This window comes from Enterobacter sp. KBR-315C3_2022 (assembly GCF_041399425.1).
GTDB lineage: Bacteria > Pseudomonadota > Gammaproteobacteria > Enterobacterales > Enterobacteriaceae > Enterobacter.
This window is the reverse complement of sequence record NZ_JBGKEB010000003.1, coordinates 284,960-303,305: the sequence shown is the minus strand read 5'-3', so window position 1 is coordinate 303,305 and position 18,346 is coordinate 284,960. Positions and strand designations below refer to the sequence as shown.

General features: G+C 58.2%; 16 protein-coding genes. 4 read left to right on the top strand and 12 right to left on the bottom strand.

Going from position 1 to position 18,346, the window contains the following annotated elements:
- The first annotated feature begins 94 nt into the window (after positions 1–94).
- Together rhlE and dinG are read left to right on the top strand one after the other, a co-directional pair.
- Positions 95–1,477: an ATP-dependent RNA helicase RhlE gene (rhlE, locus tag AB8804_RS05840; protein WP_371184075.1), complete on the top strand. Its 1,383-nt coding sequence runs from the start codon at positions 95–97 to the stop codon at positions 1,475–1,477.
- 721 nt (positions 1,478–2,198) lie between these two features.
- On the top strand, positions 2,199–4,376 hold the full coding sequence (dinG, locus tag AB8804_RS05835; protein WP_371184073.1) for an ATP-dependent DNA helicase DinG: 2,178 nt from the start codon (positions 2,199–2,201) through the stop codon (positions 4,374–4,376).
- Here dinG and AB8804_RS05830 read toward each other — a convergent pair.
- From AB8804_RS05830 to AB8804_RS05810, 5 genes are all read right to left on the bottom strand, one after another.
- Positions 4,363–4,866 (bottom strand): fimbrial protein, encoded by a 504-nt coding sequence (locus tag AB8804_RS05830; protein WP_371184071.1) that lies wholly within the window; start codon positions 4,864–4,866, stop codon positions 4,363–4,365. The genes dinG and AB8804_RS05830 overlap by 14 nt on opposite strands.
- 6 nt (positions 4,867–4,872) lie before the next feature.
- On the bottom strand, positions 4,873–5,862 hold the full coding sequence (locus tag AB8804_RS05825) for a fimbrial protein (protein ID WP_371184069.1): 990 nt from the start codon (positions 5,860–5,862) through the stop codon (positions 4,873–4,875).
- Positions 5,863–5,884: 22 nt separating this feature from the next.
- The gene (locus AB8804_RS05820) at positions 5,885–8,428 is read right to left on the bottom strand and encodes a fimbria/pilus outer membrane usher protein (RefSeq protein ID WP_371184068.1); all 2,544 of its coding nucleotides are present in this window, start codon (positions 8,426–8,428) and stop codon (positions 5,885–5,887) included.
- Between the two features lie 30 nt (positions 8,429–8,458).
- Positions 8,459–9,133: a molecular chaperone gene (locus AB8804_RS05815; RefSeq protein ID WP_371184066.1), complete on the bottom strand. Its 675-nt coding sequence runs from the start codon at positions 9,131–9,133 to the stop codon at positions 8,459–8,461.
- A 69-nt stretch (positions 9,134–9,202) separates the two neighbouring features.
- On the bottom strand, positions 9,203–9,739 hold the full coding sequence (locus tag AB8804_RS05810) for a fimbrial protein (protein WP_371184064.1): 537 nt from the start codon (positions 9,737–9,739) through the stop codon (positions 9,203–9,205).
- Between the two features lie 247 nt (positions 9,740–9,986).
- Here AB8804_RS05810 and ybiB point away from each other — a divergent pair, with 247 nt between their 5' ends.
- Positions 9,987–10,949 (top strand): DNA-binding protein YbiB, encoded by a 963-nt coding sequence (ybiB, locus tag AB8804_RS05805; RefSeq protein WP_371184062.1) that lies wholly within the window; start codon positions 9,987–9,989, stop codon positions 10,947–10,949.
- 112 nt (positions 10,950–11,061) lie between these two features.
- Here the strand turns inward: ybiB and ybiJ are convergent, their stop codons facing one another.
- From ybiJ to mcbA, 3 genes are all read right to left on the bottom strand, one after another.
- Positions 11,062–11,322: a DUF1471 family protein YbiJ gene (gene ybiJ, locus AB8804_RS05800; RefSeq protein ID WP_112011404.1), complete on the bottom strand. Its 261-nt coding sequence runs from the start codon at positions 11,320–11,322 to the stop codon at positions 11,062–11,064.
- 282 nt (positions 11,323–11,604) lie between these two features.
- Positions 11,605–11,871: a DksA/TraR family C4-type zinc finger protein gene (locus AB8804_RS05795; RefSeq protein WP_371184060.1), complete on the bottom strand. Its 267-nt coding sequence runs from the start codon at positions 11,869–11,871 to the stop codon at positions 11,605–11,607.
- Positions 11,872–11,993: 122 nt separating this feature from the next.
- Positions 11,994–12,260 (bottom strand): DUF1471 family periplasmic protein McbA, encoded by a 267-nt coding sequence (mcbA, locus tag AB8804_RS05790; protein ID WP_371184058.1) that lies wholly within the window; start codon positions 12,258–12,260, stop codon positions 11,994–11,996.
- A gap of 242 nt (positions 12,261–12,502) precedes the next feature.
- Between mcbA and rlmF the strand changes: the two genes are divergently transcribed.
- Entirely contained in the window at positions 12,503–13,414 is a 912-nt protein-coding gene (gene rlmF / locus AB8804_RS05785; RefSeq protein ID WP_371184056.1) for a 23S rRNA (adenine(1618)-N(6))-methyltransferase RlmF, read from the top strand.
- Positions 13,415–13,454: 40 nt separating this feature from the next.
- On the opposite strand, the gene ybiO is transcribed toward rlmF, so the two are convergent.
- From ybiO to glnH, 4 genes are all read right to left on the bottom strand, one after another.
- Positions 13,455–15,674, bottom strand: coding sequence for a mechanosensitive channel protein (ybiO, locus tag AB8804_RS05780; RefSeq protein ID WP_371184054.1), 2,220 nt, complete (start codon positions 15,672–15,674; stop codon positions 13,455–13,457).
- A gap of 125 nt (positions 15,675–15,799) precedes the next feature.
- On the bottom strand, positions 15,800–16,522 hold the full coding sequence (gene glnQ, locus AB8804_RS05775; protein WP_371184052.1) for a glutamine ABC transporter ATP-binding protein GlnQ: 723 nt from the start codon (positions 16,520–16,522) through the stop codon (positions 15,800–15,802).
- On the bottom strand, positions 16,519–17,178 hold the full coding sequence (gene glnP, locus AB8804_RS05770) for a glutamine ABC transporter permease GlnP (RefSeq protein ID WP_010428919.1): 660 nt from the start codon (positions 17,176–17,178) through the stop codon (positions 16,519–16,521). Before glnP ends, glnQ begins: the two co-directional genes overlap by 4 nt.
- 93 nt (positions 17,179–17,271) lie before the next feature.
- Complete coding sequence (gene glnH, locus AB8804_RS05765; protein ID WP_371184049.1) at positions 17,272–18,015, bottom strand: glutamine ABC transporter substrate-binding protein GlnH; 744 nt, start codon at positions 18,013–18,015, stop codon at positions 17,272–17,274.
- Between the last annotated feature and the right edge of the window lie 331 nt (positions 18,016–18,346).

The following is an 18,346-nucleotide window of genomic DNA, read 5'->3' as shown; positions in this document are numbered from 1 at the left end:
CCGCTGCTTCACGACATTGTGGTTTTTGTCCTTCCCTATTCGTATATCTCCCTGAAAACTACACCTGAGACGGTCGGGGCGGTTCGGAGTTTTTATGTCTTTTGATTCCCTTGGCCTGAACCCGGAAATTCTGCGCGCTGTCGCAGAGCAGGGCTACAACGAGCCAACCCCGATCCAGAAGCAGGCGATCCCTGCCGTGCTGGAAGGCCGCGACCTGATGGCGAGCGCCCAGACCGGCACCGGTAAAACCGCGGGCTTTACGCTGCCGCTGTTGGAGCTGCTGGTCAAAAACCAGCCGCATGCGAAAGGCCGCCGCCCGGTGCGCGCGCTGATCCTGACGCCAACCCGCGAGCTGGCCGCCCAGGTGGGTGAGAACGTGCGCGAGTACAGCCGCTATCTCAACATTCGCTCAATGGTGGTTTTCGGCGGGGTGAGCATTAACCCGCAGATGATGAAGCTGCGCGGTGGCGTGGACGTGCTGGTGGCAACGCCGGGCCGCCTGCTGGATCTGGAACACCAGAACGCCGTTAAGCTGGATCAGATTGAAATTCTGGTGCTGGACGAAGCCGACCGCATGCTGGACATGGGCTTTATCCACGACATCCGCCGCGTGCTCTCGAAGCTGCCGCCGCGTCGCCAGAACCTGCTTTTCTCTGCGACCTTCTCCGACGACATTAAAGCGCTGGCTGAAAAGCTGCTGCACAATCCGCTGGAAATTGAAGTCGCGCGCCGCAACACCGCCTCCGAGCAGGTGACGCAGCACGTTCACTTTGTTGATAAGAAGCGCAAGCGGGAGCTGCTTTCCCAGATGATCGGCCAGGGTAACTGGCAGCAGGTGCTGGTGTTTACCCGCACCAAGCACGGCGCGAACCACCTGGCGGAACAGCTGAACAAAGACGGCATTCGCAGCGCGGCAATCCACGGCAACAAGAGCCAGGGCGCGCGTACCCGTGCACTGGCGGAGTTCAAATCGGGCGATATTCGCGTGCTGGTGGCAACCGACATCGCGGCGCGCGGCCTGGACATTGAAGAGCTGCCGCACGTGGTGAACTACGAGCTGCCGAACGTGCCGGAAGATTACGTGCACCGCATTGGCCGTACCGGCCGCGCTGCGGCAACCGGCGAGGCGCTGTCGCTGGTGTGCGTCGACGAACACAAGCTGCTGCGCGACATCGAGCGTCTGCTGAAGAAAGAGATCCCGCGCATCGAAACCCCGGGCTATGAAGTGGATCCATCCATCAAGGCGGAGCCGATTCAGAACGGCCGTCAGGGTGGCGGCGGCCGCGGTCAGGGCGGCGGTGGACGCGGCCAGCAGCCGCGTCGTTCAGAAGGTGGCGCGCCGAAATCCTCCGGCAAACCGCCGCGTCGCGGCAACGATGCGAAGCCAGCGGGTGAAAACCCGTGGCGCAGCGGTGAAGGAAAACCGGCAGGGGAAGGGCAGCGCCGACGCCGCCCGCGTAAGCCTGCTGGGGTTTAAGGTTCTGGGATGATTGTCTGCTGGTTATAGTAGAAGGTTACGTTCACCTCAATATCCACAGAACATAAAACGTTCATCACCCGTGAACGTGACAAGGGGGCCACCGCGGCCCCCTTGTCAATCCCCGCGGCCCGCCATGAAATCGGTGCTTCGCACTGCGCTCACCTCCCGACCGTCTCCCTGCGGTCGGCTCGACTCGACGTCCTGTCTCGTTTCGCCTCTGGCCGCCATCCATGGCGTCCAGCCCTTGTCATCCGGTCTCCGGTTCGCCGATTTCTGCGGGACTCAACGGCGGTGCCACATTCAGGCCGCATAAAGGTTGAGGGAGCGAGAGTCCGGCTGAAAATCGCCGAAGCGTTTCCTGAAGGCCGGGGCGACGCGCAAGGATGCGCGGCGAGGGCATAGCCTGCATGGATGCAGGCTTGTGCCCGACCCGATAGTCGGAAGGAATAAGCTGAGGGCACCGCGAAGCGGCGATTTTCTCTGCCGGGAGCCGGGATTGCTAAGGGGGCGGCGGCAGCCCCCTTAGCACGTTCACCGCAGAGAATTAACCAGGTAGCAGGACAGTGAAAGTGAACGGAACGATGCCACTGAAATTACAAAGAGCCTTTGTGCAGATTAGCTACGAGGCTCGAGCCCTAACATCTGGACTTTTTCCTTTTGCGGCCTCCGCCAGAAAGTGCCACAATAGTGGCTGTTTATACAGTGTTTCAGGTTCCCGATGGCTCTTACCGCTGCGCTGAAAGCGCAAATTGGCGCATGGTATAAGGCGCTTCAACAGCAGATCCCCGATTTTATCCCCCGAGCGCCGCAGCGGCAGATGATCGCCGACGTGGCAAAAACGCTCGCGGGGGACGACGGACGTCATCTGGCGATTGAAGCCCCGACCGGCGTCGGGAAAACCCTGTCGTACCTCATTCCCGGCATCGCCATCGCCCGGGAGGAGGATAAAACGCTGGTGGTCAGCACCGCCAACGTCGCGCTGCAGGATCAGATCTTCAGCAAAGACCTGCCGCTGCTGCGCAAAATTATCCCCGATCTGCGCTTTACCGCGGCCTTTGGCCGTGGGCGCTACGTCTGTCCGCGTAACCTGGCGGGGCTCGCCAGCAGCGAGGCGACGCAGCAGGATCTGCTGGCTTTTCTCGACGATGACCTCACGCCCAATAACAAAGCAGAACAAGAGCTGTGCGCCACGCTAAAGGCCGATCTTGACGGCTATAAATGGGATGGCCTGCGCGATCACACCGATAAAGCCGTCAGCGACGATCTGTGGCGCAGGCTCAGCACCGACAAGGCCAGCTGCCTCAACCGCAACTGTCATTACTACCGCGAATGCCCGTTCTTTGTCGCCCGCCGCGAAATCCAGGAAGCGGAAGTGGTGGTGGCAAACCACGCGCTGGTGATGGCGGCGCTCGAGAGCGAAGCCGTGCTGCCGGAGCCGAAAAACCTGCTGCTGGTGCTGGATGAAGGGCATCACCTGCCGGACGTGGCGCGCGACGCGCTGGAGATGAGCGCCGAGATCACCGCGCCGTGGTTCCGCCTGCAGCTCGACCTGTTCTGCAAGCTGGTGGCGACCTGCATGGAGCAGTTCCGCCCGAAAACCACGCCGCCGCTGGCCGTGCCCGAGCGCCTCAGCGACCACTGCGAAGAGGTATACGCGCTCATTTCGTCCCTGAACAACATTCTGAATCTTTACCTTCCCGCAGCCCAGGAGGCCGAGCATCGCTTTGCGATGGGCGAACTGCCGGAAGAGATCATGGCGATCTGCCAGCAGCTGGCGAAGCATCTTGAAAAGCTGCGCGGACTGGCGGAGATGTTCTTAAACGATCTAAGTGAGAAAACTGGCTCCCACGACGTGGTGCGCCTGCACCGCGTCCTGCTGCAGATGAACCGCGCGCTCGGCATGTTTGAGTCGCAAAGCAAGCTCTGGCGGCTGGCCTCATTGGCGCAGGCGTCCGGCGCGCCGGTCACCAAGTGGGCCACCCGCGACGCGAAAGACGGGCAGGTGCACCTGTTCTTCCACTGCGTGGGCATTCGCGTGGCCGATCAGCTGGAAAAGCTTATCTGGCGCAGCGTGCCGCACGTGGTCGTCACCTCCGCCACGCTGCGCTCCCTGAACAGCTTCTCGCGGCTGCAGGAGATGAGCGGATTGAAGGAGAAAGCGGGCGACCGCTTTGTGGCGCTGGACTCGCCGTTTAACCACTGCGAGCAGGGCAAGCTGGTGATCCCGCGCATGACGTTAGAGCCGCTTATGGACAACGAAGAGCAGCACATCGCCGAAATGGCCGCCTACTTCCGTGAGCAGGTTGAGAGCAAAAAATACCCCGGCATGCTGGTGCTGTTCGCCAGCGGGCGCGCGATGCAGCGCTTTCTGGAGCACGTCACCGACCTGCGCCTGCTGCTGCTGGTGCAGGGCGATCAGCCGCGCTATCGGCTGGTGGAAACCCACCGCAAGCGCATTGATAACGGCGAGCGCAGCGTGCTGGTGGGGCTACAGTCCTTCGCCGAGGGGCTGGACCTGAAGGGCGATTACCTGACGCAGGTGCACATCCACAAAATCGCGTTTCCGCCGATCGACAGCCCGGTGGTGATCACCGAAGGCGAGTGGCTGAAAAGCCTGAACCGCTATCCGTTTGAGGTGCAAAGCCTGCCCGCGGCGTCGTTTAACCTGATTCAGCAGGTAGGCCGCCTGATCCGTAGCCACGGCTGCTGGGGCGAGGTGGTGATCTACGACAAGCGCCTGCTGACGAAAAACTACGGCCCGCGCCTGCTGAACGCGCTGCCGGTATTTCCAATCGAGCAGCCAGAGGTGCCGGAGGTAAAAAAACGCCCGGCAAAACTGGCCGCCGGGCGTCGGAAAAGCATCCGTGCTAAAGGGCGCGGTCCTACTGGTAAGTGAAGGTCACCTGCACGACGCTGCTGAACGTCCCCGCGGTGACGGGCATAGAGGTGGCGTAATAGCGGGCGGCCAAAGGAAACTCTGCCGTATGATCGCTCTGGTTAATTAGCACGTTAAAACTGGCCTGCGGTGCAATCAGAATGTTGTCCTGGCGGTCGGCCAGCTCCAGCGCCAGACCTTTTGCGCTGCCGCTGTTGGCAAATTTGGTCGGGTGCGCGCCGTCGGCCTGGCCGTAGAAAAAGGCGTTCGCCAGCGTCAGGGTCGCCGGACAGTGCGACACCTTCAGGGAAAAGTCCTTCCACTGCCCCGTATCCCCCACGTCTTTAAAATCGCCTGTAGCCGCCTGGCCCAAATCGACGGTAAGGTTTTTGCTTTCGCTGTCCACCGTGCAGGTATTGGCGAAGATATTCCCGGTCATCTGGAGCTCAATCTCGTCCGCGTGGGCGCAGGAGATCAGGCCCAGCAGCAGTAACAACGCTGTTTTTTTCATCGGATATCACTTATAGGCAAGGGTGATGGTGGCAACGCTGTTGGCCGGGCCAGGCGTTACGACGGAGCTGGTTTGCTCGTAGCGCAGCTCAAGCGGAATGCGCAGCGTCTGGTTGGCATAGGCCTCGCTTCCCGTCGGCTGATAGCTGTCAAAGCTCGCCAGCATGCCGTCGAGAATCATCTGTACGCCCACGCCGGTTGCCATGCCGCTCTGCTGGGTCAGCTTCACCACGCCGGGAAATGCGGTTTCATAGCCGTTTGCGCTGCTGACCTTCAGCTCCGGCTGGACGGTGGTATCGCAATCCACGCTGATGTAGACGGTCTGCGCGGGATCGGAGAGCGTGCCGGTGCCGACAAAATCACTGAGCGGGAAATCGCCCAGGTTGACGGTCAGGTTTTTAGGCGATACGGAGCAGGTCACCTCGTGCAGGATCACGTCGCCGGAGTAGGCAATGTTATTGGGATTGCCAATGCCCTCGTGACCATAGACGCCAATACCAAATCTCGTCTGCGACTGCACCAGGGTGCCGGAATCGACGCTGTCGCCGGTTTTCACCAGCTCAAGTGTGACGTCGAAGTTAAAGGATTGCTTCCCGTCCGTTGAGACGTAGCCGATCGGCGTGCCGCGTGAATCACAGGCTACGCCCCCCGCGCCGCTGATGCGCTCGCCCTTGTCGTTCATCAGCGCGACGCCGATGCCTTTTACGCCGGAGTTGTAAACGCCTTTCAGACCGGGAATTTCAGCACCGGTGCCGTAATAGCAGGAGACAATCTCCAGGCCGCTGTCGACCTTCTGATCGCAATTACCGCTGACGTGCACGGTCTGCTCGGAGCCGGGAATGGTTTCGCCCGTTTCCAGCGTAGTGGGGACCGAGAGGGACGAAATGTTGATCATTTTCGGCAGGTCCGGCGTTGAGCAGGTGGCCTTTGCATGAGGCATAAACAGCGCCGCCGTGCCCAGCACGAGTACATAAAAGAACGATTTAATCATCTGCATAAGAGTTAGCCCGAACGATGAGTTAGTGGCACTGCGCGGCGGCAGTAGCGATGCTGGTTTTATCTTTTTCGTCCGTGAGCGCGTACTCGGCAACGCAGCGTTCGCTGGCGTCTTCACCCCACGACACCGTCAGGCGGCCGCGCGGCGGCAGGCCGGACAGGTAGGTTTGCCCGTCGTTGCCCACAATAAATTCGCTGTCCTTATCCTCGGTGGTGACCGTTGCGCCAAACGGCAGCGGCTTGCCGTTTTGCGTGAGCGTCATCAGCGCGCGGCGCCCCACGCGGGTGTTAAAGGTGGCGCGCACAACGGCACCGCGCGTCGGCGTGACGATCTGCGCCGCGTGGGTGATGTCGGCATCGTCCGGCAGCCTTTCGGTATCCAGCGCTATCGAGTTGTGGCGATAGGCGGTGACGAACGGCACGACGGTATAGCCGCGGAAGTCAGTTTCGACGCCCGTCTGGTTGCTGATGTGGGTGCCGTGCGTGCCGGGCGCCTTGACCAGCGCGATGGTTTCGCCCAGCGGCTGGCTCAGGGTGATGCCGTTAGCATGGGCCACCACGCCGCCCTGAATCCCCACGTTAAGGGTCTGCTGGTGCTTGTCCTGACTTACGCCGCCGCTAAATTCGCCGTAGGTGCCCTTGTAATCGGCGTTCGCGCTGGTTGAGTTGCCGCTGCCGGTGGTGCTCAGCCCTTCCTGAAGGTTCCAGTTCAGGTTGTCGTTCTGCAGCGCCGTGCCGTTCAGGCCGAGGTTCTGCGTGGTGCCGTCTTTGGTGTTGTTCAGGTTGTAGGTGGCCCAGGTGTTGTGCATCCAGTGGTCCAGCGGCACGGAGACGCTCAGCGAGAACTGGTTGTCGTTGGTGACGGACTCGCCGTTTTCGTCGCTGTCGTTGGTGTTCTTGTTCATGCTGTAGCTCAGGCTGTAGCTCACGCCGTGCCAGCTATTGTTATAGCTGACGCTCATCGAGGTCATGTCCTGGCTCTGGCTCCAGTAGGTCTCTTTGACCAGGCTCAGCGTCAGTGAGCCCCAGCCTTCGCCCAGCGTCTGGTCGATGGTGGCTTCAGCGCGCGCGCGGCGCTGCTGCGGGGCAGACCAGTCTTCCGAGCGGGTGTATGACTCCATCGTGTCTTCGAGGGTGTAGAACCCTTTGCTGTTGTAGCGGTAGCCCGCCAGCGAGAAGTTGGTGCCGCTTCCGGCAAAATCTTTGCTGTAGCGCACGCGCCAGGACTGACCCTTGCTGGCCTGCTGCTTTTTCAGCAGCGCTTTCGCGCGGGTGACGTCGATGGAAAACGCCCCGAGATCGCCCATGTTTTTACCGGCGCCCAGGGCCTGGGACTGATAATGGCTGCTCTGCTGAACGCCGCCGTAGGCCGTGAAGCCGTACGGCAAGCCATAAATGGCGCTGCCCTGGGCGAACGGCGTTTTCTCTACGTCTTTGTCATAAGAACGGTAGTGGCCCGCGGTGACGCTGTAGCGCAGGTTTTTCTCGCGCTGCAGTACCGGCACGGAGGCGTACGGCACCACGAAATGGCTTTCGCTGCCGTCGGTCTCTTTGACCGTGACCTGTAGATCGCCGCTGCTGCCGGTTGGGTAGAGATCGTTAATCTCAAACGCGCCGGGCGCGACGGTATTTTGATAGATGACGTAGCCGTTCTGGCGCACCATCACCAGCGCGTTGCTGTGCGCCGTACCGCGAATGATCGGCGCGTAGCCTTTTTCGCTGTCCGGCAGCATGTCGTTATCGGAATTAATCTGCGCGCCGGTGTAGGGCACGCTGTCGAAGACGTCGGACGGCGACGAGCTTTGCCCGACCGTCAGGCTGCTTTTCATCGACACGATATCGCGCTGGGCGTAGGTATACACCGACGAGAACTTCTGCTGCTCGGTGTTGCCGGTGGTGCTGCGGTTCCATGTGGAATAGTTTCTGAGGCGCCAGGCGCCCACGTTCAGGCCGGGGCGAAGGTTAACGTACTGGCTGCTATTGTCCTGCTGGCCCGACTGGCGCGCGCGGCTTTGGCTCGCGGTGGCGCTGTAGTTCAGCAGGCCCGCGGTGATCCCCTCGTCGAAATCTTTTGGGTCAATGTAGCCGCGCGGCACCTTGCCCAGCGCAACCTGCGGAATGCTGAGCAGCAGCTGCTGGTTACGCACGTGAAATGCCGCCGAGGCGGACGGAATAACGCTGAGGTCCGCGCATTCACCGTTGGTCATCAGGCGCGGATATTTTTTGATTTTAATTCCCAGGCTTTTTAACTCTTCCAGGCTAAAGCAGGGCTGGAGAGAAGCGTTGCCGTTGCGATCTTTCTGTAAGGTAAAGGTGACGTCGCGAGTATCAATTTTATTATTATTGATAAAAATCGTGACCTGATATTTCCCCGGCGCCTGGCCAGGCCCTTTTTCATAGACGGAGAGATCGGTTTTTGCCTGCTGGGGATTATCAATATCAAGCAGCGCCGGGTTAAAATAATCATCCGCCATAACCTGTGAGGCAAATAACGCCATTACCAGGCCAAAAATAATGACCAGTAATGCGTTTATTTGACAGGTGAACGGCTTTTTATCGCTATACATGATTATTTAAAATACCGGCGTGCCGAATAATTAATGGAGTGGTGCGGTCAGGGTATGGCTGATGCTGCCGTAATCGGTAATGATCGACCAGGCAACGGTATTGCCGCCGGTATTTGCAGGCAGCGCAAAATGGGTTTCCGTTTTCGGTACGGCCCAGTTCGCTTTGGTGACTTTATGTCCGTTCAGCGTGACGCTCTGGAAATTCATATAAAACGGGGTCGGATTATTGACCACCAGATCGTTACCTTCACGGTGCCATTCCAGCTTATCGGCCACCTCTTCCGGTCTGCCTTTCACCGCGGAAGGGCGATACAATAATTTGATGCGGGTATTAATGGCGATTTGCAGGGTATTAACGCCGTCAACGTGCTTAGATGATGGAATGGCCTTGATGTTCAGCCAATACAGAGACTCGCGGTCTTCAGGTAAATTTCCGCCCGTGCGAACGACGCGCAGCACGTTGTCTTCTTTGGCGTCCAGACGAAACAGCGGAGGGGTAATCAGGAACGGTGCTTTAGCCAGGTTTTTACCGCCGGCATCAACCCAGGACTGTACCAGATAATCCGTCGTATCCGGGTTTGAAAGACCAAGAGATGATTCCTTTTTATCTCCCTGGTAAACCAGGCGGGTGCCATTAATAATGACGCCCGCATGGGCAGTGGCTGCTACCAGTAAAAGAGTGCTCAGTAAATAACCGTGACGCATAAATATTTCTCAACATAAAGAAGAGATAGCAGCGTCACGCGGGGCGCTGCTATCTCCAGATTGATAATATCAGTTATAAATAACGGTGAAGGTTGAAACAGAGTTTGCTGGACCGGCAGTAATTGCCGCTCCGGTCTGAATATAACGCGCACCGAATTCCAGATCGTTTACGGTTGTGCCTGACGCTAACGGATATTGCTTAGACGGGGTGTATAAGCTCACCGGCTGGGCTGATGAATCAACCAGCTGGATGGCAACACCTGTCGCCGCGTCCGCGTCCGGCGTTACCGCCAGCGTGGAATTATTGTTCGCGTCCGGTGTACCGCCAAAATTAATGGCGGCAGAGGTCACCGTTTCTGGACAATCTTTTAACTGAATATCGAATTTCGTTAATGTGCTGGTCGATCCCGCGCCGGTAAATACCGTTTTCGATACTTTGCCAAGCTGAACGTTCAGCGGGTTACTTAACCCATTAACGACCTGACATGCGGAATCAATGATTTCGCCGGTAAAGTTAATTTGACCTTCACCGTTTGTGGCCGCAAAAGCGGATGCAGAACATCCGATCGTTGCAGCGATAAATAAACCTAACGCAACCTTGTTCATATTAAATCCTGGTGTATGTCGGGTAAAAACGTTGCCTGGACGTTTTCACCGCTGACGCTTAATGACTTTCCGCTGGTTATTTAATCAAAATTTGCATGAGTTGGATTCTTCTATTGAAATCACAAATAATTGAAATTTTGCTTGTGTTTAATTTTTTCTCTGTATTTCAGCGGTTTGATAAAAAACTAACGGCGAGACCCCCTTCGGGGCTATATTGTTAACAAGATGATGCAGTAAGGAGGATGTCGTGGATTATCGTAAAATTATCAAAGAGGTAGGGCGCGGGAAAAACCACGCGCGAGACCTGGACCGTGAAACCGCGCGCGCGCTGTACGCCCACATGCTGAACGGCGACGTGCCGGATCTGGAAATGGGCGGCATTCTGATCGCGTTGCGTATCAAAGGGGAAGGTGAAGCGGAGATGCGCGGTTTCTATGAAGCCATGCAGGCGCACACGCTGCGCTTAACCCCGCCGGTGGCGAAGCCAATGCCGATCGTGATCCCGACCTATAACGGCGCGCGCAAGCAGGCGAACCTGACGCCGCTGCTGGCGATCCTGCTGCATAAAATCGGCTTTCCGGTGGTGGTGCACGGCGTCAGCGAAGATCCCACCCGCGTGCTGACCGAAACGATTTTTGAACAGCTGGGCATTGAGCCCACCCTGCACGCCGGGCAGGCGCAGGCGAAGCTGGACGGACATCAGCCGGTCTATATTCCGGTGAAGGCGCTGTGTCCGCCGCTGGAAAAACAGCTCGACATGCGCTGGCGGATGGGCGTGCGCAACAGCGCGCACACGCTGGCGAAGCTGGCAACGCCCTTTGATGAAGGCGCGGCGCTGCGTCTTTCCAGCGTCTCGCATCCTGAATACGTTGGCCGCGTGGGGAAATTCTTCGAGGAAATTGGCGGCAGGGCGCTGCTGATGCACGGTACGGAAGGCGAAGCGTATGCCAACCCGCAGCGCTGCCCGCAGCTGACGCTGATCGATGCCGCCGGTGCGCGCGTGGTGCTTGAGCGCGGAGAGGAGAACCCCGCCGTCGCGCTGCCTGAGGCCAAGGATCCGCACACCACCGCGCGGTGGATTGAGCAGTGCCTCGCCGGAAGCGTGCCGGTTCCGCACGCCATTAAGCTCCAGATGGCCTGCTGCCTGCTGGCGACGGGGGAAGTTGAAACCGTGGAAGCCGGGCTTCAGCGCGTGGCGCAGTCGTTTTGATAAAAAAAAAGCCCGTCCAGTGGCGGACGGGCAAAAAGGGTAACAAACAGGGTCAATGAGGGTTGGAGCATCTCACCAGAGGGCCAGTGAGGGTGGAGCATAAATCTTTCGGTTATTTATAGATAACCGCGGTGCCGCTCAGCTTGTTGCTGTTGGTTGCGGAGGTGATGGTATAACCGCTTGCACCGGCAGCTGCGGCTTTCTCAGCGAGTTTCGCTTCCAGGCCGTCCAGCGTCGTCGCGCCATCTGCGCTCACCACGCCGATTTTGTTCATGTTCTGTGCCTGGGTAGAAGAGACAGGCTCTACGGCGAATGCGCCAAATGACAGGGCAGACAGAGCAACGGCAGCAACAGCATATTTGATGGTTTTCATGATTAATCTCTCGCAGGTTTCTGTTAGGGGACGGTGTTCCGTCGATGTGATGAGTATCACGTTTTTTTTCGCCGGAGAAAATCGAAGAGAATTGACGTGGTCAGTCAAAAAAATTGAATGACAAATAACTTATTGAATATTAATAAATTCAAATCGCGGCTTTACACTTCTTGTCGACGCGCTTTACAGAGCGCGGGAGAAGGGCACGTTTTGCTACACGCTTCGCTAAAAAGCGTGAGCGTAAAGGCGCGTAGCGAAACGGTGAGAAAAGGTAAAGTGAAGTCAACGCAGCTGGCTGTCTTTCGATCCTCTGCGATTATATCCCGAATGTGAAGCATTTTTTGAATCTTTATCCTGCTGGCAGGCGATGCATAACCGCACGCCGGGAATGGCCTTACGGCGCGCTTCGGGAATGTCTTCCCCGCACTCCTCGCATTCATGCAGGCTTTCGCCGCGCGGAATTTCGCCGCGAGCGCGCGCGACGGCATCTTCAATCGTACTGTTGATCTGTTCGTTGACGGCGTCGTCATTTGCCCAACCGGAAGCCATGGCGTCCTCCTGATAAGGAAAGGGAAGTCGTTAACCTATATGGGGTTAAATAATAGACAATCAAGGCGCGGGGCGCAGAAACTGCACCCGCCAGTCGGATGCAGTGCGATTTAAGAAGAGGCTTACTTGTAGATGGTGGCGGTGCCGTACATATGGTTATCCCCGCCTGCGGCGTTCACCACAAATCCTTTCGCGCCCTGTTCGCGCGCTTTTTCAGCCAGCTTATCCTGAAGATCGTCAAGGTTGCTGGCGCGGCTCACGGAAACGGTGCCCGCGGGGCGAAGCTGGCCGGTATCGGTGCTGGTGGTCAGGGACTCAACCGACAGCGCGGAGAACGATGCGGTAGCGAGCGCCCCGGCGAGAACAACAAGGGTCAGATACGTTTTCATAATCACATCCTCAAGGGAAACAACGGGTGATTCACCTTAAGTTTAGAAGTCCGGTGAGTGTGATTTAGCGCAAATATTTGATGATGATCTGCTTATTTTTTGAACGACAAAAGCTGACAATCTATTCACAGATCATAGACATACAGGTTTCTGTTTTTAGTCGACATTTTGACCCGCGCAGAGAAATATTTACCGTTGGGTCAGCACAGGGTATCTTACGCCGCTGTTTAAAGGAGAACGCCATGACTGCCCACAAGCCGGGATTACACCCGCGTAACCGCCACCGTAACCGCTATGACATGCAGGCGCTGTGCCTGAGCTGCCCGCCGCTGCAGGATTTTATTGTCCAAACGCCTGCCGGCGAGCCGACGGTCAATTTCGCCGATCCGCAGGCGGTTAAAATGCTCAATAAAGCGCTGCTGGCGCACTTTTACGGCGTGGCGCAGTGGGATATTCCGGACGGCTTTCTCTGTCCGCCCGTGCCGGGGCGCGCCGATTACGTTCACCATCTGGCGGATTTGCTGGCGGAAGGAAACGACGGCGCGGTGGCGCAGCAGGCCACCATTCTGGATATCGGCACTGGCGCCAACCTCATTTATCCGCTGATCGGCGCGCACGAGTACCAGTGGCGCTTTACCGGTAGCGAGATCGGCACCGACGCCTTTGCCAGCGCGCAGGCGATAATCAACGCCAACCCGGGGCTGAGCCGCGCCATTCGCCTTCGTCGCCAGAAGGATGAGGCCGCGATTTTCAACGGCATCATTCATAAAAACGAGCAGTACGACGCGACCATGTGCAACCCGCCGTTCCACGACTCGGCGGATTCCGCGCGCGCGGGCAGCGAGCGCAAGCGCCGCAACCTCGGCCAGGCGGAGGACGCCGCGCTGAACTTTGGCGGCCAGCAGCAGGAGCTGTGGTGTGAGGGCGGGGAAGTGGCGTTTATCCTGCGGATGATTGCCGAAAGCAAATCGTTTGGCCGTCAGGTGAAATGGTTCACCACCCTGGTGTCGCGCGGGGATAACCTGCCGCCGCTCTATCGCGCGCTCACCGAAGCGGGCGCGGTGAAGGTGGTGAAGAAGGAGATGGCGCAGGGCCAGAAGCAGAGCCGCTTTATCGCCTGGACGTTTATGGACAATAACAAGCGTCGCAAATAGCATCGCGACGCAGGCCGGGTCAGGCGAAGCCGCCACCCGGCTACAGCGTCGGCTCCTGCGGTGCGGGCGGCGCCGTTGGGGCCGGTGACGGCAGCACCTGATAGGTCTGCACCGGCATCCGCACGTCCGCCAGATCGAAGTGCTTTTTCACCATGCTGTCGAGGGCAAAGCGCACCGTCCACTGCTTTAGCGGCTGGGTGGTGAACGAGACGCGCAGGGTAAACGCCGTGTTCGTCAGCCCGACGATGCCCGCAAACGACGGCTCGCCGATCACCAGCCCGCGAATATCCTCCATCTCCATCAGCTCGCCGACGGCGTCCCGCAGCGCCTGCTTGGCTTTCTCCGCATCCTCATGGCGATCCACGTCGTAGTTCGCGACGACGGAACCAATCCCGCGCACAAAGTTGGCAAACGTAGTGATCGATGACCACGGGATAATGTGGTACGCCCCGGTGTCCTGACGCACGCCGACGGAGCGAATCGACATCCGCTCTACCGTGCCGGTGAGCGGCCCAATCGTCACCAGGTCGCCGGTGTTCATCCCGTTTTCAAACTGGATAAAGATGCCGGTGATGATGTCCTTCACCAGCGTCTGGGAGCCGAAGGAGATCGCCAGCCCCAGCGCCCCGGCGCCCGCCAGCAGCGGCGCGATGTTAACGCCGATTTCCGAGAGCACAATCATGATGGTAATGGTGCTGATGATCACCGCCAGCGCGTTGCGGAACAGCGTCAGCAGCGTGCGCGCACGGGCGCTGGGCAGCGGCCTGCCGTGAATATCCGACACCAGGCGGTTCTCAATCAGGCTTGCCAGCAGCGTCCAGCCCACCGCCGAGAAGAACAGAATCAGCGCGATGCGGATCAGGATATCGACGGTCTTTTCGCCCGCGCCGTAGTGCAGCCAGTTCCAGAAGTCGAACAATCCCCAGGCGTTAAGCAGCAGCATGATTGCCACGCAGACGGTGAGAATGCGCGCCACCTTCAGCGAAGCCGACATCCAGCCGTTAACCCGCTTTTGTAGCTCAGGATAGCTGTGCTGCACCTGCGGGGAGAGGGTGATGGTTTTTGAAATCCAGCGCGACAGCAGGCCCGACACGAACGCCGCGATGCCGATGATGGCCAGGCTCTTAAAGGTCGCGCCCATCATAAACTTCAGGCTGTTGCCCGGATCGAACAGCGAGAAGAAGCACAGCACGATAAAGTAAGCGCTCGCCAGCCAGTGCCACACCAGCGCGAAGGCGCGAATAAACAGGCTGAAGAAGGAGAGAGAGCGGTCGGCCAGGTGCAGCAGGCTTTGGGTAATCGCCTTTTTGTTGTGAAAAATGAGGTACAGCGCCCAGACGGTAATGCACAGCATGATCAGCACGTTTGCCAGCGCGCCGAACTGCACGTTGACCTGATTGGAGATAATCGGCACGCCGACCAGCAGGCCGTAGCCAATCAGCCCGCTGAGCACGCTCAGGCGCAGGGCCCAGTATCTGGCGCTGTCGTTGCCGACGTTGAAGGGGCGCAGCTCCGGCACGCGCGGGCAAAAAATCAGGCGCAGGAGCGCCTTGAAGAACTCAATCAGGGCGAAGGCGTTTAGGAACAGCGCCTGCTGAAAGGCGATGGTTTTGTTGCCCGCGTTGAGGTTGTCGGCCAGCTGCTGGCCGACAAAAAGCGTCAGCACCAGCAGGAGTAAATCAATAATAAACGCGCTCGCAATCATCAGCGGCAGGTGCAGCCAGCTGTTTTTCTGCTGGTTTTTCTTTCGTCCCCAGCGGCCCATTTTGCGATAAAGCGGCCAGGCGCAGAGGCGAACCAGCCAGTAAAAGGCAAAGATCCCCGCCGCCAGCAGCAGGAAATGGCGTGCGGCGTTGGAGAACGTCTCGGGGTTGAACGGCTTGTGGGGCGAGCCAATCAGGTTGCGGTAAAGCTGCGCAAAGCGTGACGCGAGCGCGTCGCCGTAGCGGCGGCTAACGTCGGTCACGTTCTCCAGCACCGTCTTTTGCTCGGTCACTTCCGGCGGCGTAATGGTCGGGACCGTTTCCTGCGGCGGGGTGGCGGCGGCGTGACGCAGCTGATCCACCAGCTCCTTGCGCGAGCCTTCGTTTTCAAGCACGTCCGCCAGCGCGCCGTAGGCCGCTTTTTTCTGCTCCGCGCTGGGTTCCGGGGGCGGGCTGGTTTGTTCCGTGGCGGTGCTTGCGCCGGTAACGCCGGGGATCGTCACCGCGAACGATGGCGCACTGAACAGGCTAATCAGAAGCAACAGGAACCACGGCACGGCATCCTCCGGAAAATGTCCAACAAAATGATAAGTATAGAGGGCAGGACGGGGAGGGGGATTTTTGGGAACAATCTGGCGAAAAAAAGCCGGGCGTGCCCGGCTTGATGCGTGTGCGACTGCCGTCAGGAGACGTGCTGCAAAAACTCCTGCAGGCGCTGGCTCGGCGGGTTGGCGATAAGCGCCTGCGGATTACCGTCTTCGGCAATGCGCCCTTTGTCGATGAAGATCAGGCGCGACGCCACTTTTTCAGCAAAGCCGATTTCGTGGGTCACGATCACCATCGTCATGCCTTCTTCCGCCAGGTCCTGCATCACCTTCAGCACCTCGTGGCGCAGTTCCGGGTCAAGCGCGGAGGTTGGCTCATCGAAGAGCATCATCTTCGGCTTAACCGCCAGCGCGCGGGCGATGGCCACGCGCTGCTGCTGGCCGCCGGACAGCTCGGACGGATAGTGGTGCGAGCGCTCGGCAAGCCCGACCTTCGCCAGCAGATCCTTCGCCAGCGCTTCGGCGGCCGCTTTATTGGCACCGCGCACGCGCAGGGGGCCGAACATCACGTTTTCCAGCGCAGTCAGGTGCGGGAACAGGTAGAACTGCTGGAACACCATGCCCGCTTCCTGGCGAATCAGGCGCTCGTCAACCTTCGGATCGTTAACCTTCAGCCCGTCGACGATCAGATCGCCGCTGGTGATCTCTTCCAGCTTGTTGATGCAGCGCAGCAGCGTGGATTTACCGGAGCCGGACGGCCCGATAATCACCACTACTTCGCCCTGCGTAATGTTCAAATCGATATTGTGCAGCACCTGGGTTGGGCCAAAGTGCTTGGAAACGTTTTTAAATTCAATCACAGGATTTTCATCCTTCTTTCAAGACGACGCAGAACAAAGCTCAGCACCAGCGTAATAATCAGATAAACCACGGCGACGGCGCTCCAGATCTCCAGCGCGCGGAAGTTGCCCGCAATGATCTCCTGGCCCTGACGGGTCAGTTCGGCCACGCCGATCACGATAAACAGCGAGGTGTCCTTAATGCTGATGATCCACTGGTTACCCAGCGGCGGCAGCATGCGGCGCAGGGCCAGCGGCAGGATCACGTGGCGAATGGTTTCGCGGCGAGAAAGGCCTAACGCCAGGCCCGCTTCGCTAAAGCCTTTGTGAATCGACAGCACCGCGCCGCGGGTGATTTCCGCGATGTAGGCACCGGAGTTGATCATAATGGTCACAACCGCGGCGCTGAACGGGTCAATGCGCAGGTCGTTGAAGGCCATTGGCAGGGCGAAGTAGATGAACATGACCTGAACGACAATCGGGGTGCCGCGGATCACTTCGATGAAAACCAGCGCAATGTGGTTAGCAATCCAGCCGCCATAGGTGCGGGCGAAACCGGCGACTAAGCCGATAATCAATCCGCCAACCAGACCGAGGACCGAAATCCACAGGGTCATTTTAGCGCCTTCAAGCAAGAGAGGAATGGCAGGCCAGATGGCGCTCCAGTCAAACTGCATGATGTATTCCTGTATACCGTGGTGAAAAACAAAAAATGTAGGCCCGGCGAGCGCGAGCGCCACCGGGCATTACAAACCTGCGTTCAGGCAGAATTATTTTGGTTCAGTACCGAACCATTTTTTATAGATTTCGTTGTAGGTGCCGTTCTCTTTCAGGGTTTTCAGCGCGCCGTTAACTTTGTTACGCAGGTCGTCGCTGCCTTTCGGGAACGCAATGCCGTACTGCTGTGCTTCAAGAGACTCGCCTACGGCTTTGAACTTGCCGTTGCCCGCGGTTTTGATGAAGTACAGGATGTTCGGCGTATCGTGCAGCACCGCATCGGCGCGGTTGGTGCCGAGCTCCATATAGGCGTTGTCGATGTTCGGGAACTGACGCAGGTCCTTGGTCTTGATGTTCGCTTTCGCGTAATCAACGGAACCGGTACCGCTCTTCACCGCCACCACTTTGCCGTCGAGATCTTTCACGCTTTTCACGTCGTTATTGTCGGCTTTTACCATCACCAGCAGGCCGCTTTTGTAGTAGCCGTCGGAGAAGTCGATCGCTTTTTTGCGCTCGTCGGTAATGGTGATGCCCGCCAGCGCGACGTCGACGTTTTTAGTCTGCAGCGCCGGGATAATGCCGCTGAAATCCATTGGCTTCAGGGTGTAATCCAGCTTCAGCTCTTTGGCGACGGCGGCCCACAGGTCCACGTCGAAACCAACGTATTTGTCGCCTTGTTTAAATTCGAATGGAACGAACGCCGTATCGGTTGCCACGACGAGTTTGTCGGCAGCGTGGGAAGACACTGCAAAAGCCAGGGTAAGTGCAGCCAGTGAAACTTTTAATACAGACTTCATAGCATTTCCTTTTATATCCACGGGGCGATCCCCTGCGAGAACATCAGGCACAATGAAAAAATCATGCCAACTTTACAAGTGATTGTTTTGTAAAGGGGAGGGTGTTATGCGTTGCACAATAAATGGATCAAACGCACCGGGCTGCACCAAACTGAAGCACCGTTTTGGTGCATAGCGTTTGGCCCAACTGACGAGCCCCTATTTAGCGTAAATTCTGGTGAGAAAACAATCTTCCGTTAACGATTGTGTGAGGTGATTATTACAATTGGTTTACTTAATCAGGCGGTAAGGGGGAACGTATGCACCATAAATGTGCAAAACCCCCGCCGGG

Bases quoted from the DNA above. Each gene is read 5' to 3' on its own strand.
- rhlE (WP_371184075.1), top strand. From the start codon at position 95: ATGTCTTTTGATTCCCTTGGCCTGAACCCGGAAATTCTGCGCGCTGTC.
- dinG (WP_371184073.1), top strand. From the start codon at position 2,199: ATGGCTCTTACCGCTGCGCTGAAAGCGCAAATTGGCGCATGGTATAAG.
- AB8804_RS05830 (WP_371184071.1), bottom strand. From the start codon at position 4,866: ATGAAAAAAACAGCGTTGTTACTGCTGCTGGGCCTGATCTCCTGCGCC.
- AB8804_RS05825 (WP_371184069.1), bottom strand. From the start codon at position 5,862: ATGCAGATGATTAAATCGTTCTTTTATGTACTCGTGCTGGGCACGGCG.
- AB8804_RS05820 (WP_371184068.1), bottom strand. From the start codon at position 8,428: ATGTATAGCGATAAAAAGCCGTTCACCTGTCAAATAAACGCATTACTG.
- AB8804_RS05815 (WP_371184066.1), bottom strand. From the start codon at position 9,133: ATGCGTCACGGTTATTTACTGAGCACTCTTTTACTGGTAGCAGCCACT.
- AB8804_RS05810 (WP_371184064.1), bottom strand. From the start codon at position 9,739: ATGAACAAGGTTGCGTTAGGTTTATTTATCGCTGCAACGATCGGATGT.
- ybiJ (WP_112011404.1), bottom strand. From the start codon at position 11,322: ATGAAAACCATCAAATATGCTGTTGCTGCCGTTGCTCTGTCTGCCCTG.
- AB8804_RS05795 (WP_371184060.1), bottom strand. From the start codon at position 11,871: ATGGCTTCCGGTTGGGCAAATGACGACGCCGTCAACGAACAGATCAAC.
- mcbA (WP_371184058.1), bottom strand. From the start codon at position 12,260: ATGAAAACGTATCTGACCCTTGTTGTTCTCGCCGGGGCGCTCGCTACC.
- rlmF (WP_371184056.1), top strand. From the start codon at position 12,503: ATGACTGCCCACAAGCCGGGATTACACCCGCGTAACCGCCACCGTAAC.
- glnP (WP_010428919.1), bottom strand. From the start codon at position 17,178: ATGCAGTTTGACTGGAGCGCCATCTGGCCTGCCATTCCTCTCTTGCTT.
- glnH (WP_371184049.1), bottom strand. From the start codon at position 18,015: ATGAAGTCTGTATTAAAAGTTTCACTGGCTGCACTTACCCTGGCTTTT.